Annotated in this window: 10 protein-coding genes; 8 read left to right on the top strand and 2 right to left on the bottom strand. The window is 54.8% G+C overall.

Annotated features, from left to right (window positions below):
- The first annotated feature begins 4 nt into the window (after nucleotides 1-4).
- The 6 genes from hsdR (at nucleotide 5) to Undi14_RS08550 (ending at nucleotide 9879) form a co-directional block, all read left to right on the top strand.
- Nucleotides 5-2437 (top strand): EcoAI/FtnUII family type I restriction enzme subunit R, encoded by a 2433-nt coding sequence (gene hsdR / locus Undi14_RS08525; protein WP_200179457.1) that lies wholly within the window; start codon nucleotides 5-7, stop codon nucleotides 2435-2437.
- A complete protein-coding gene (locus Undi14_RS08530; protein WP_370589922.1) occupies nucleotides 2434-4251 on the top strand; it encodes an N-6 DNA methylase in 1818 nt (605 codons plus the stop codon). Before hsdR ends, Undi14_RS08530 begins: the two co-directional genes overlap by 4 nt.
- Nucleotides 4251-6254: a restriction endonuclease subunit S gene (locus Undi14_RS08535; RefSeq protein WP_200179458.1), complete on the top strand. Its 2004-nt coding sequence runs from the start codon at nucleotides 4251-4253 to the stop codon at nucleotides 6252-6254. The genes Undi14_RS08530 and Undi14_RS08535 overlap by 1 nt, the downstream gene beginning before the upstream one ends.
- Before the next feature lies 1 nt (nucleotide 6255).
- Nucleotides 6256-8040, top strand: coding sequence for an AAA family ATPase (locus Undi14_RS08540; RefSeq protein ID WP_200179459.1), 1785 nt, complete (start codon nucleotides 6256-6258; stop codon nucleotides 8038-8040).
- Complete coding sequence (locus tag Undi14_RS08545; protein ID WP_200179460.1) at nucleotides 8037-8894, top strand: hypothetical protein; 858 nt, start codon at nucleotides 8037-8039, stop codon at nucleotides 8892-8894. The genes Undi14_RS08540 and Undi14_RS08545 overlap by 4 nt, the downstream gene beginning before the upstream one ends.
- 736 nt (nucleotides 8895-9630) lie before the next feature.
- Nucleotides 9631-9879 carry a hypothetical protein gene (locus tag Undi14_RS08550; protein ID WP_200179462.1) on the top strand — a complete coding sequence of 83 codons (249 nt, stop codon included), beginning with the start codon at nucleotides 9631-9633 and terminating at the stop codon, nucleotides 9877-9879.
- A 233-nt stretch (nucleotides 9880-10112) separates the two neighbouring features.
- On the opposite strand, the gene Undi14_RS08555 is transcribed toward Undi14_RS08550, so the two are convergent.
- Nucleotides 10113-11141: a hypothetical protein gene (locus Undi14_RS08555; protein ID WP_200179464.1), complete on the bottom strand. Its 1029-nt coding sequence runs from the start codon at nucleotides 11139-11141 to the stop codon at nucleotides 10113-10115.
- A gap of 133 nt (nucleotides 11142-11274) precedes the next feature.
- Between Undi14_RS08555 and Undi14_RS08560 the strand changes: the two genes are divergently transcribed.
- Together Undi14_RS08560 and Undi14_RS08565 are read left to right on the top strand one after the other, a co-directional pair.
- Nucleotides 11275-12171 carry an ArdC family protein gene (locus Undi14_RS08560; protein WP_200179466.1) on the top strand — a complete coding sequence of 299 codons (897 nt, stop codon included), beginning with the start codon at nucleotides 11275-11277 and terminating at the stop codon, nucleotides 12169-12171.
- Between the two features lie 69 nt (nucleotides 12172-12240).
- Nucleotides 12241-13203: a hypothetical protein gene (locus tag Undi14_RS08565; protein ID WP_234030497.1), complete on the top strand. Its 963-nt coding sequence runs from the start codon at nucleotides 12241-12243 to the stop codon at nucleotides 13201-13203.
- A 276-nt stretch (nucleotides 13204-13479) separates the two neighbouring features.
- Here Undi14_RS08565 and Undi14_RS08570 read toward each other — a convergent pair whose 3' ends face one another.
- Nucleotides 13480-14145 (bottom strand): cysteine hydrolase family protein, encoded by a 666-nt coding sequence (locus tag Undi14_RS08570; RefSeq protein WP_200179467.1) that lies wholly within the window; start codon nucleotides 14143-14145, stop codon nucleotides 13480-13482.
- Nucleotides 14146-14176 lie beyond the last annotated feature (31 nt).

Raw genomic sequence — 14176 nt, forward strand, 5'->3', positions numbered from 1 at the left:
CGGCATGGACAAATACCAGCTCAGTGAGCGTGATATCTGCACCAAGTTCATTACCCCTGCTATTGTGCAGGCGGGCTGGCAACAGAATCAGTTTCGTGAGGAAGTAAATCTCACCGACGGTCGTGTCATGGTGCGAGGCAAGCTCGCTGCGCGTATCAAGAACCCCGACGCCAAAGGCGGTCCCAAGCGGGCCGATTTTGTGCTCTACGCCAGACCGAATGTTCCGATAGCGGTAGTCGAGGCCAAGCAAGCCAAGTTCTCCGTAGGGCACGGCATGCAGCAAGCCTTAGTCTATGCTGAAATGTTGGATGCCCCCTTTGCCATCAGCAGCAATGGCGAGGGCTTCCTGATTCATGACCGCACGGGCATCACTCAACCTGTCGAACGTGAGTATCAGCTTAGTGAGTTCCCATCATTGGATTATCTTTGGCCGCTTTACCAGCAGTGGAAAGGTCTTGCGGCACCTGACGCCGTCAAACTCATTGAGCAACCGTTCTACACGGACGGCAGTGGCCGCGAGCCGCGCTATTACCAGCGCGTGGCTATTAACCGGTCCGTCGAAGCTATCGCCAAAGGTCAGAAGCGAGTGCTGTTGGTCATGGCCACTGGCACTGGCAAGACGTACACCGCCTTCCAGATCATCTGGCGTATGTGGAAAGCCAAGGCAAAAAAGCGCATTTTGTTTTTGGCCGATCGTAATATACTCGTTGACCAAACCATGCAGCAAGACTTCGCCCCCTTTGGCGAGGTCATGCACAAGGTCAGCAATCGTGAAATTAAGAAGAACTACGAGATCTACCTTGCCCTTTATCAGGCAGTCACCGGCAAGGAAGAATGGAAGCAAATCTACAAACAGTTCCCGGCAGACTTCTTCGATCTGGTTGTCGTCGATGAATGCCACCGAGGCAGTGCTGCAGATGATTCGGCTTGGCGCGACGTACTCGAATACTTCAGCAGCGCCACACACATTGGCCTGACAGCCACACCGAAAGAAACCAAAGAAGTCAGCAACGCTACTTACTTTGGCGATCCGATTTACACCTATTCGCTCAAGCAAGGCATCGAAGACGGCTTTCTAGCCCCCTACAAGGTCATTCGCATCGCAACCGATGTCGATGCTGTGGGCTACACTCCCGAAAAAGGCAAGCTCGACAAACTTGGCCAGGCCGTTGAGCAGCGCCATTACAACACCAAGGATTTCGACCGTAGCCTGGTGCTGGAAAAGCGCACCAAGCTCGTCGCCAGCAAGGTGTGGGAATACCTCAAAGCCACCGACCCGATGGCTAAAACCATCGTCTTTTGCGACGATCAGGACCACGCCGAGCGGATGCGGCAAGAGTTAGTGAAGCTCATCCCCGCCGCTGCCAGCAATCGCCGCTACGTGATGCGCATCACCGGCGACGACACTGAAGGCAAGGCGCAGCTCTCCTACTTTATCGACAACGACGAGCCGTACCCCGTAATTGCCACCACCTCCAAGCTGCTAACAACCGGGGTTGATGCCAAGACTTGCAAGCTCATCGTGCTGGACCAGAACATCAACTCGATGACTGAATTTAAGCAGATCATTGGCCGTGGCACGCGCCTGCGTGAGGATTACCAAAAGCTGTACTTCACCATCATGGACTTCAAAGGCGCCACGCGCCTTTTCGCCGACCCGGATTTCGATGGCGAACCGGTGGTGATCTACGAACCCAAGCCTGATGAACCCGTGGTGCCGCCAGAAGACACGAACCCACCTGGTGTTAGCGAACCTGAGCCTCCTCCGTATGGCTTAGGCGCGAGCCTTGGCGAGGACACAAGCGGCAATACGGGCGATGGAGGTATCGGCGAAGGCCGCACCAAATACGTGATCGACGATGTCAACGTGCGCGTGGCTGTTGAGCGGTCGCAATACCTGAATGCCGACGGCAAGCTCATTACCGAGGACTACCGCGTTTTGCTTAAGGATGACATCAAGAAAGCGCTGCAAGCCGAGTTTGGCACGATGGTCGATTTCCTGCGCCGTTGGAAGAGTGCAGAGCGCAAGCAGGCAGTACTAGAAGAACTGGCCGAGCACGGCGTACCGCTCGAAATACTACAGCAGGCCGTGGCCAACGGCAGCGAGCTCGATGTCTTCGATCTAGTCGCCCACGTGGCCTTCGACCAGAAGCCGCTCACCCGCCGCGAGCGTGCCAACAACGTAAAAAGGCGGAATGTGTTTGGTAAATATGGTGAACAAGCCCGCGCCGTGCTTGAAGCCCTGCTCGACAAGTTCGCCGACCACGGCGTGCAAGACATTGAGGACGCCAAAGTGCTGGAGCTACCGCCGTTTGATCAATTCGGCAGTAAAACCCAAATCCGGCGCGGCATCTTTGGGAGCATCGAGCAATACACTCAAGCCCTATACGAGCTCGAACAAGCGCTCTACGAAACACCTGAACAGAAACAGGCTTGAGCATCGCTCAGGTCGAACGATACGAGAAGAATTCAATGAATCTAAGCAGCACAATCAAATCCATCCAGGACATCATGCGTAAGGACGACGGCGTCGACGGCGATGCCCAGCGCCTCGGCCAGCTCACATGGATGCTCTTCCTCAAAGTGTTCGACCAGCGCGAGGAAGAATGGGAAGACGACAACGCCGCCTACAAGTCGCCATTGCCCGAGCGTTACCGCTGGCGAAATTGGGCCGCCTACAAGGCCGATGCCGATGGCAAGAAGAAACCACAAATCGCTGGCAGCGAGTTGATCAGTTTCGTCAACAACGAACTGTTCCCCTCACTCAAAGACCAGATCGATGCGAGCAAGAGCCCGCAACATAAGGTCATAAAGCAGGTCTTTGAAGACGCTAACAATTACATGAAATCCGGCCCACAGATGCTGGCTGTAATTGAGAAGCTGGAAGCCGCCATCAATTTCCACGACTTCAAGACCAGGGCCAGCCTGGGCGATGTCTACGAGCAAATGCTCAACGACTTGCGCGGCGCAGGCAATGCTGGCGAGTTTTACACCCCGCGAGCCATCACCGCCTTTATGGCCGACCGCGTTAACCCCCGTTTAGACAAACGCGAAACTGTTATGGACCCGGCCTGTGGCACCGGTGGTTTCTTGACCGCCGCCATCGATCACTTCCGTAACCAGCTCAGCAAAAAATCCAGCGCAGAAGACAAACGAGCCATCGAAGAGCTGATTCATGGCATCGAAAAGAAGCAACTGCCGCACCTGCTATGCACTACTAATATGCTGCTGCACGGCATCGACGTGCCCAGCCAGATCGAACACCGTAACACGCTGGGCATAGGCTGGAACGAATGGAGTGCCAACGACAAAGTCGATTGCATCATCACCAACCCGCCCTTCGGCGGCTATGAAGACGATGGCGTGGGCAGCGATTACCCGGCCGACCTTCGTACCCGCGAAACCGCCGACATGTTTATAGCGCTCATCATCAAAAAGCTGTTGAAAGAAAACGGCCGCGCCGCTGTGGTGCTGCCAGATGGTTTTTTGTTTGGCGATGGCATCAAGGGCACGCTTAAAAAGCTGCTGCTGCGCGATTGCAAGCTACACACCATCATTCGCTTGCCCAAGGGCGTGTTCGCTCCCTACACCACCATCAAAACCAACCTGCTGTTCTTCACCAAGGGTGCGGCAGCGGATGATGGCACTGAACATTTTCGCACTGATACTATCTGGTTCTACGAGCACCCCTATCCCAAGGGCTACAAGAGTTATTCCAAAACCAAGCCCATCAGGCTCGAAGAGTTCAAATCCGAGCAGGAATGGTGGGGCGATGAGGCGAACGACTTTGCCGACCGAGTGGAAAACGAATTTTCCTGGAAAGTCGATTTCAAAACCAAACGCGAACAAGCCGAAGCCGCCGCGCAACCGCACTGGCAGCGCGCCGAAGACCTGAACAATCAAGCCGCCGCATTGGAAGGCGACGCGGGCAATCTGCGCAAGAGCCTGATCGGCACGACGGACGCCGCCTATCGCGAAAAAATCGACGCGCAGATCACTGAGCTGCGCGCCAAAGCCGAGCCGCTGCGTCTGCAAGCACGTGATGCGCAGGCGGCGGGCGACCGTATTTACTGGCCGATCTTCAACCTTGATATCAAAAACCCTAACGCACCGGAAGAGGAAACCCACGACCCGGATCTGCTGCTGGAGAAATACAAAAAGCTGGTGGGCGATATTGAAGAAACCGAAAACCAGATCAAGAGCGAACTGGCCGCAGCACTGGCGCATCACTTTTTCAGCGAGGATGCCTGATGGATGCGCAGCAGTTTTTGGTGGAGTTTGGGCATATCGCGAATGCGCCGGGAGGTATTGGAAAATTACGTCAGTTGATTCTTGAGTTGGCCATCAGAGGCCAACTGCTCACCGCGCCAGATAGAGCCGCCAATGCCCGAATCCTACTTTCGGAGATTGAAAGCTTTCGCCTAGAACTAGTTCGCACGGGCAAACTTCGTAGACCGATACCGCAGCCTGGAATTGCACAATCTGAGCTAACTTTCGAACTCCCGGAAAACTGGGCCTTTGAGCGGTTAGGTAACGTCTGTGAAATTGTTCGAGGCGTCACTTTCCCATCCTCGCAGAAGCAGACGAATCGAGCATCTGGAGCTGTTGCTTGTCTCCGAACCAGCAATGTCCAGGCTGAAATCGACTGGGATGATTTAATCTTTATCGACCCGGAATTCGTTGGCAGAGAAGATCAATGGGTTCAAAAGGGCGACACCATGATCTCAATGGCCAATAGCTATGAGCTTGTTGGAAAAGTAGCGCTAGTGAGAGATGTCAAAGAGCGCGCGACGTTTGGCGGATTTATTGCTGCAGTGCGCCCTCACGTCCTTGAGCCCGACTACCTCTATCTCGTGCTACGTAGTCCATACATGCAGGCGCGGATGCGTGTTACTGCAAGTCAGACAACCAACATTGCAAATATTTCACTTGGTGGGATGCGGCCGATACCAACGCCAATTCCACCGAAGGAAGAGCAATCCCGCATCGTCGCCAAAGTCGATGAACTAATGGCCTTGTGCGACAAGCTGGAGGCACAACAGCAAGCCCGCCGCAAGCTGCAAAACAACCTGCGCCAGTCCACCCTGCAAGCCGTCGCCAACGCCACCACCCCGCACGAACTGCAAACCACGTGGGCGCGGCTGGCCGATAACTTTGGACGGCTGTTTCATGCGCCGGAGGATGTGACGGAGTTTGTTGCAGAACTAAAAAATATGGCTGTCCGTGGTTTGCTCTCTTTGCCATCAACATCGCTTTCCCCTATAGATGAAATCGCGGCTGATTGCGAGAGATTGCGTGATCACTACATCACATCAGGGCTAATGCGACGTCAGAAACTCATCTCGATTGCAAAAACGGATGTTTTGTATCCTGAACATTGGAGAATTGCATCGTTCGATAAGGTTGCTGTGGTTATCGGTGGCGTCACTAAAGGCCGCGATTTGCGCGGTCGTGACGTCGTCACTTGCCCTTATTTGGCAGTAGCCAACGTCCAACGCGGGTTCTTCAAGCTGACTGAGCTGAAAACAATCCAGATCGGAACAGAGGAACTGAACAAGTACCTCGTCAATGAAGGTGATTTGCTCATCACAGAAGGCGGCGATTGGGACAAGGTTGGTCGCACTGCCATTTGGCGAGGCGCTGTCGATAATTGTCTTCATCAAAACCATGTCTTCAAGGCGCGGGTACCCTCGTCGTCTTTGCTCAATGAGTGGGTCGAACTTGTATTCAACTCTGGCGTTGGCCGCAACTATTTTTCCAGGGCGTCAAAACAGACAACCAATCTGGCATCGATCAATATGACGCAGCTTCGAAGCTTTCCAATGCCCATTCCGCCGCTTGACGAGCAGCGCGCAGTTTTGGCCAAGCTTGATGCGCTGACCGAGCAAGCAGGCGTGTGGCGCGATCAGCTGAAGAGAAAGCAACGTTTGGCTTCATTGCTCGCAGATGCAACTGTGGCGGCCTTCACCGGTATAGCTATCGAACAAGAAGAGGAACCCATGAAAGCTCCGCAAATCGAATTGATTGCCCCGCTGCGCTTGGGCGCAGCACCTGACATCAAAGCCGAGGCACCGCTGGCCACTATTTTGGCTCGCCACAACGGTGAGATGAGCGCCAAGAACTTGTGGCAGCGCTTTGCTGGCGAAATCGATGCCTTTTATGCGCAGCTAAAAATCGAGGTGGCCAACGGTTGGATTCTTGAACCGGCCCCCGCCGAGATGCGTGAAAAGCCAGCTGACACGGAGAACGCCTAATATGCAACTGCAGCGTATCCGTATCCCGGCCTTCCGCAATCTGCGTGATCTTGACATCTCTTTCGATTCGCACTTGCAGCCCACTGCGGGTGCGCCTGTGGATGCACTACCAAAACGTATCCGCAGCCACGCCCTGATCGGGCAAAACGGCACCGGCAAGTCCAACCTGATCGAGGCGCTGATCACCATCTTCCGTGATGTGGATTTGGACCGCGAAGCAGCCTTGGACTACGTGCTGGAGTACAGTATTCGCGGCCACGCGGTGCGCATTGAAGCAACCAAAGAAAAGCGCCCCTTAGTTTGGGTGGATGGTGATCGTGTCAAACAGGATTACTTGACTAAGAACGATCCGCCTGACAAGGTGGCACCAGACCTTCGTCGTGGTCCACGCCTGTTACCAACACATATCTTTGCTTACTATTCCGGACGCAACGAACGTATTGAAGTCCTGTTTCAGGAGCATCAGCGCCGCTTTAACCAGCGTCAGGAAATCACCACCGACGAGGTATTGTCCGAACAGCTGCTGGAAAATTTTACCGGCTCCGAGGCTGATATTCGCGCCGTGGAAGAGGCCAGGCGCCGCCGCGAGTCACGAATGAAACAAACGGGCGACGACCGTCTGCGCCGCCTGTTCTATTGTCGTGGCGGGCATAGCCAGTTGGTGCTGCTGGCCTGTTTGCTTTCCGATGACCCGGTGTTTCAAAAAGTGCTCAAGAACCTGCACATTGAGTCGCTGGAATCCGCACTGTTCGTTTTAAAAGAGCCTCACCGGCTGCGCGAAAAGCGCCGTGGTGGCAAATTCGACGAACAGGAGCTGAATGAGGGCGACCCGCGCTTCTGGTATGCACGTGGCAATGTGGTGAGCGAATTTCTCGACAAGCTCTGGCAAGTGGCCTGGGCGCCCATTGAACAAGAGACTACCAAGCAGATCGACTTTCGTGGCCGCAGCGAGAAACAGAAACAGCTTTATCTGTTCGTACCTAGCCAAGGCAAACTCAAGCAACTGGGCGAGCTGGTCGGCGGCACCGATAGCTTCTTCCGCTATGCCGAGGGCGCTTATATTGGCGATCTGATCGACGAGGTGCGCATCACCGTCAAGAAGCGCGACGAGCATGGCGGCAAGGTAAGTTTTACCCAGCTGTCCGAAGGCGAGCTGCAAATGCTCACCGTACTGGGCCTGATGCGCATCACTCGCGAAGACCACTGCCTTTTCCTGCTCGACGAGCCGGATACCCACCTGAACCCGATCTGGAAGCTGCGCTACTTCGACGATATCGAAGGCGTGCTGACATCGGACGACAGCGCTTTGATGCTGGGTGAATCACAAATCCTCATCACTACCCACGACCCGATGATGGTGGGTAGCCTCAAGCGCGAGCAGGTACATATTCTGCGTCGCGATGGCAGTCGCACGGTGGTGGATACGCCGGATGAACACCCGCAGGGCATGGGCGTGACTGGTCTACTGAAAAGTGAGCTGTTCGGTCTATCGTCCACGCTGGACATCGAAACCGAGCGCCGCTTGTTCCGGCGCAATGAGTTGTTCGTGAAATCGCCGCGCACGCCCGAGGAAGATACCGAGTTGAGCCGTCTGTCTGCCGAGTTGGCCGACCTAGGTTTTTCGACCGCTGATTTTCGTGACCCAGATTACGCGTTGTTCGTGCGCAAGATGGCGCAACACCGCCGCTTCCGTAAGCCTGTGCTGACGCCCGAAGAGCAAGCCGAGCAGGATGCGATTGCCGATTCCATCATCGACGAAATTCTGCGTGAGGAGGCTGGCGAGTGATTTTCATAGATCTTGAAAACAAGCTGCCCACCGATAGCAACATCTTGAACTGGGTGCCGTGGACGCAAGCACAGTGGGATGCTTGGATTGCGAAGTCTGCGCAACTGGTGGCCGACCTGGCCGCGCTGGATTCAGTTGGTAAGCGTGACGAACGTAATGCACTGATCGATGCCAACAGCGCTCACTGGGGTGCACTGAAAGAATGGCTTTTGGCCCTTTCGGCCGGCAAGTGCTGGTTCTCGGAGGTGCGCGAGCTGTACTCGCATTACGACGTTGAGCATTTCCGACCAAAGAAGGAAGCTAAGGCGCTAGACGCCACGGTTCGCGATGGATATTGGTGGCTAGCTTTTGACTACATGAATTTTCGTGTTTGCGGTAATGTTGGCAACCGCAAGAAAGGCGGCTGGTTTCCACTTAAGGATGGCTCCCTGTGCTCCACCCACGCGCTGCCCTGTGAAGAATCCGAAACTCGCTACCTGCTGGATCCGATTGACGACGATGATGTGGCCCTGATTGCCTTCGATGAAGAAGGAAAGGTCATTCCGATGCCCGGTATATCCACTTGGGAGCGGGCGCGTGTTGATGAGACTGTCAGGCGACTCAAACTCAACGAACATGCACCGCTGGCCGAGGCGCGGCGCAAAGTTTGGCAACAAGTAGACAGGTTGATCGACGATTTCACTAAGGCCAAAGCCCGTTGTGGCGCAGGTAACAACCCGGCAGCTAAAGCGAAGTTGACTGAAGTTCGGGCACGTGTGCGCGAAATGACCAGTCCGGCTGCGGAACTGTCGGCGGTCGCCCGTTGGTGCTTGCTCTTGCGCAACGATCCGCAACTTTCTAGACTTGTAGGATAAGCTTTAATCTACGAGGCGAAGATCAACGAGACACTGGCAAAATCGGCCCATTTGTTTAGACTTTCACCCCACGTTCTCGATGGGTCTGCCGAGCTTTTTGCGCCATTCTTGAGCCATTGCTGAGCTAGGCGAAGATGACGTTTGGAGCACAAATCTATCTAGGAGACTTGGCGAGATTTTCCTATATCTCTGCACCATCAACTAGCAGGGAGCGAACTATGGAACAACAGCAATCAGTATCAAGCACAGGCGGTGCATTTTCAGTCGATGACTTTTGCCGGTGGGCAGGCATTGGGCGTACAGCTGCCTACGCCGAAATGAGTGCAGGGCAACTAATGGCGAGGAAGCTGGGGCGTCGCACCATTATTCTTCGGAGTGAGGCCGAGCGCTGGCTTGCGTCACTGCCACCCCAACGGCGCTGTAGATGACGGCACTGCCTCCGCCATTAAATTGCGAGGATCAAATTTCAGCGGCATTGACCAATTGGCGATGCCGCTTTTTCTTTGGCGCACGATTAGTTTGAAGAATTTTCAAGTTGAACTAAGAAGCCGGGATCGTTGGCGGGATATCGAACTGCCCACCCACCCACCGCCCCTCGCTGCCCCAGTGGCCCTGCCTGCTTTCCCTCCCGCTCTGCTTTGCCTCTCTGCCTTACCGCTCTCCTGACTCTGCATCCCCATACCGCCGATGCGGCGGATTGCACTGCCGATCTTGATTGACCAACCGAGGAAACGAAATGACGCTAACGCCGCAGACTACAAGAGGGATGCAGGATAAGAGCGCAACGGCAATGCAGGACGCCCGCGCATGGCTTGATGGGCACAGCATCCGCTATCTTTATCTGCCACCCCACCAACTCAAGATCGGTTCCTTGAATTTCTGGCCCGGAACCGGCACCATCACCATTGACGGCGAGTGCGGGCGACGGCCAGAAAAAGGGCTTCATGGATTGATGACCCTGCTATATGGTTGCGCGAGTGACTGAGACGCCGCCGCCGCATCGCCACGCTACAATGCTAGTGATGCGTACTATCTTATGAATTAGCCCCGAAAATGCGGGCTCAAGTGCTAGTCACATTGGCTGGTTGAAGCCGCTTCATAAGTCCATGATTTATAAGCGTAATTCTGCCGGTCTGGCGATGCAAATCTAGTGTTTAGACTGACGAGGGAAATCGGTAACTGTGATCGCCGCCGCCGCTTACCCATGCTGGGCGGTCCCTAAAAATTCAAGAGTTGCAGAGCCTGCCAGACCTCGTGTTCGCTTTGAAGCAACGGGACGACCTTTTTCTCGTACAGCACTCTAACGTTGAACAGGCCGCGTTCCATTAGCGATTTATATCCAGCACTGTCTCTTTGTTTCCTATTGATATTTTGGGATATCCCGCACCTGCGCTTGCAGGCAACGTCGCCTGGGCTTTCATAGCCGAAGCGGATCAGGTCCGCCACAAAAATTTTATCGTGACCGTTCGCATGGCGCAGCTGGGCATTCGGATTGACGCCCTTGCAGAGATATTGAACCCGAAACCATTGCCGTTGGATATTCTGCCCACGCGGCGCGGACAGTTTGAAGGCGCTCGGCAGAAACGTCTTCTTCCGATTGATCTTCCGCATGCGCATCGCCACAAACAGCTTGAACAGCTTCAGCCGGTCATCAGGAATCGCCGTCAGAAAGTGAGTATGCAGCCCTACATTGTGACTGGACTCATTTGAATAAATCCAGTGGCACTTAAGCTGGTTATCGCGGCACCACTGGCTGAATTGCGGTATGAACTCAAGGGACAGGCGGGACTCGGCATCGGCATCCAGCATGCACCCGAGGTCGCGCCAGCTGATTGTCAGGTGCGCATTAAAGACCTTGCCCATAGTGTTTGCATAGGCTACGCCGCTGTACAGGTTCACGAAGTCTTCCGTCTCCATGTAGCGGGGCATGACATCGGGGTCTGCCAGCGTAATTTCCGTAATGCCATATTTTCGGGCATCAAGTCTTCCCATGGACCGGAGCTTCCTAGCTGCCCGAACCTTATTCTCAAAGATTTGCACTCGCCACGGATCGTTGGCGGCTTGTGCTGCGGCTTCTTCGTGAATTTGACGAGTACTACCCATCGCTGCCAGCCAAATCTTTCCAGCCAGAGTGTTGCCACTGACAGCCGGATAGTGCTCACCGTAGTGGCATCCCATATCGCCGCTAGCCATCAAGCCACGGACTTTATCGTACTCAGGATCGAAGCGGTCTTCGCCATTTTTCATTACGTACTCGAAATCGTTGGTCTGACGTACATATAGTCCGCTAGCGCACAATCTTCTACGGAACCTTGCTGCAAGTTGGATCAAGTTCTCCACGCGATCACTGAACCCCGGTAATTACTGTCGGGAGTGACCAATGCAGAACGAACAGAAGAACGACCTACACCAGCGCATCACCAATCAGATCATTGAGTCCATCGAGGGCGGGGCGGGCGACTACCAGATGCCTTGGAATGCCAAGCTGTGCACAGGTGCCACCATCGGCCTGCCGCACAATCCAGTAGGCCAATATGGCTATCGAGGCGTCAACATCCTGTCTTTATGGGCCAGCCAGCAAAGCAATGCCTATCAGACCGCCACATGGGCGACGTTCAAGCAATGGCAGTCCGCAGGAGCGCAAGTGCGCAAAGGTGAGAAGGGAACCGTCACCGTTTTCTATAAGGCCACCGAATCCCGCGACGACGCCACGCAAGACGACACAGGCCAGCCGAAACGCCATCTAGTCGCCAAGGCCGCATACGTTTTCAACGCGGCGCAAGTCGATGGATACGAACCCATTGCCGCGCCGATGTTGCCGCCGATTGAACGGCATGCGGCTGCTGATGCGCTGATGCATGCCAGCAGCGCACGCATTTATCACGATGGAGAGCATGCCTGCTACATTCCAAGTCATGACGAAATCCATCTTCCTTCCGCTGGGGCATTCTATGAGACGCAGGGCTACTACAGCGTGGCCTTGCATGAGCTAGTCCACTGTACAGCGCATGCCGACCGTTGCGACCGTGATCTACATGGACGTTTTGGCAGCGACTGTTATGCAGCAGAGGAATTGATCGCGGAACTGGGTGCTGCTTTTCTTTGTGCCGAAACCGGCATCTCCGCTGAGCCCCGGATCGACCATGCCCGCTATATCGAATCGTGGCTCAAGATATTGAAGGGAGACAAGCGCGCCATCTTCACTGCCGCCGCCAAGGCAAGCCAAGCTGCCGCGTTCCTTTCCCAACGCCCCGGCACGCCCATCATCTCGGGATAAATTCAACGCAGCCTTAGTTGAATCTGTATGCGAAGGCCACCCTGGCCTTCACCATACAAGGAGTAGACTATGCTGCAAAACCGATTGCCCCTCGTGCCGTCGCACATCTTGAAGGCCCACAAAGTGCATGAGGCCAACGACAGCCGCTTCATGTGCGCGGCACGCCTGCTGCAAGCACTGTGGCGGGAAGAGAAGGGCTTGCCGATTGGGACGCACCGCGACATCAAGGGAAAGTGCCGCAAGCTCGGCAGCCGAATCGATCCGCAGAGCGCCAAGAACGGCAGCAACTTCCTTTCGCCAGAGATTGCCAAGCTGACCTATCGTGAATGCGTCTATCGAGAGATCGGCGCGCTGATCGATGAGGAACGGCTGTGGACCAATATGCTTTCCAGCCAGCCCCTGTGCTTCAATCTTTTCGGCCCGCTGAAGCTGGACAACGAGCAAGCCAATCGTTACTTCCGGCATCTCTTCCCGGACTACGTGGAATCCGTCGATGGCATCTACTTCGAGCATTCGCCCGGACGCGGAAAGCCCGACTTCACCCATGACTACACCGCGTTTGATGTGTTCGTGGTGGTCCAAACCGTCGATGGTCAGAAAGGCTTTATCGCTATCGAAGTCAAGTACACGGAATCGATGAGCGAGCCACCGGCTACGCTTCGCCCCCGGTACGATGAACTGTCGGGCCGCATGGGCGTGTACAACGCGCCGGGCGCAGCCGCCTTGCGTTGCAATCCGCTCCAGCAATTGTGGCGCGAACACATGCTCAGTAAAACGATGATCGAAAACGGGCTGTACCAGTCCGGGCGCTTCATCGTCATCTATCCAAGGCAGAACAATCTGTGTGCCGGGGCGATGCATGCCTACCAGTCACATCTGGTGTCGGACGATCCCGCTGTCTCCGGTTTTCAGGCCGTCACGCTGGACCACTGCATCGAGGCATTCCGTGCCATTGGCGATGCAGACATGGCGACGGCACTGCACAGCCGCTACCTTGATTTTGAGCGTGTGGAGCGCGTGATATTTGAGTAGAATGATGGGGCCGGAACAAGCGTTCTGGCCTTGATTTAATCTGAGACCATGCCCCAGTGTTCGCAGACGTTCATCAGCAGTCGCGCCGTTTCGGGGCATAAAAAGGGGCAAGTTATGAGCAGTACAGACACCTTGCCCATTAGAATCAAGACCTTATGCCCCCAATTGCTGTTTAACGTCTGAGTCAGACAATAAAAGTCAGATCTGTTCAGGCCTGATTGCACGCTAGCAAGCGGAGCCCATAACCGGGCTCCGCTTTTTTATTGGCGTCAGCGCTTAGGGCTGCTCACGGCTTGCTGACGGTTTACTGATTGCGTCCTGGTGCGATGTATAGACATTGCTGCGACTGAGCGGGACTTGTTGCTCAAGTGCAGCTAACCACTGGTCTGTCGTACAGGAGCTGGCAAAATTTGAATGAAATACCACCTGAAATACGCGGTGGATTTCTTCCGCACTGGCAGCGCCAGCTGCATTGCGGTACGGCAGCGAGCCGCTGGCATCGCTCAGGATTTCGACCTGATAGCCACGATGCGCAGCCTCAAATACGGTGCTGGCATTGCAGTTATGCGTCATATAGCCAACGATGCTCAGCGTATCGATCTGTAAGGCCTGCAATTGCGCATCCAGTGTTGTTCCGCTAAATGCACTGGCCTTGTTTTTTTCTATCAACACATCAAACGGTCGTTGCATAAGCTCGTCATGCAATGCCCAGGTTGCGGAGCCACGGGCAAACACCGGGGAAGTTTCCGGCGCAGAATGCTGAATAAGGAAAATCGGAATACCAGCCTGATGCGCAGCATCCATCGCCCTGCCTATCTGCTGCAAAGACGATTGCGGGTCGGGATAACTGATGCGCATCTGACCACTGAAGTATTCATTCTGCACGTCAATCACAATCAGGGCACGGCGCGGTGCGGATGGGTTTAATGCGGGAGCAGACATATATTTTCCTTTTTCAGATAAGCGAGGCAAC

The sequence above is a fragment of the Undibacterium sp. 14-3-2 genome (genome assembly GCF_016595265.1).
Classification (GTDB): domain Bacteria; phylum Pseudomonadota; class Gammaproteobacteria; order Burkholderiales; family Burkholderiaceae_D; genus Undibacterium; species Undibacterium aquatile.

Excerpts from the sequence above, each read along its gene's own strand:
- hsdR (WP_200179457.1), top strand. The coding sequence starts at position 5 with ATGGACAAATACCAGCTCAGTGAGCGTGATATCTGCACCAAGTTCATT.
- Undi14_RS08535 (WP_200179458.1), top strand. The coding sequence starts at position 4,251 with ATGGATGCGCAGCAGTTTTTGGTGGAGTTTGGGCATATCGCGAATGCG.
- Undi14_RS08540 (WP_200179459.1), top strand. The coding sequence starts at position 6,256 with ATGCAACTGCAGCGTATCCGTATCCCGGCCTTCCGCAATCTGCGTGAT.
- Undi14_RS08550 (WP_200179462.1), top strand. The coding sequence starts at position 9,631 with ATGACGCTAACGCCGCAGACTACAAGAGGGATGCAGGATAAGAGCGCA.
- Undi14_RS08555 (WP_200179464.1), bottom strand. The coding sequence starts at position 11,141 with ATGAAAAATGGCGAAGACCGCTTCGATCCTGAGTACGATAAAGTCCGT.
- Undi14_RS08560 (WP_200179466.1), top strand. The coding sequence starts at position 11,275 with ATGCAGAACGAACAGAAGAACGACCTACACCAGCGCATCACCAATCAG.
- Undi14_RS08565 (WP_234030497.1), top strand. The coding sequence starts at position 12,241 with ATGCTGCAAAACCGATTGCCCCTCGTGCCGTCGCACATCTTGAAGGCC.
- Undi14_RS08570 (WP_200179467.1), bottom strand. The coding sequence starts at position 14,145 with ATGTCTGCTCCCGCATTAAACCCATCCGCACCGCGCCGTGCCCTGATT.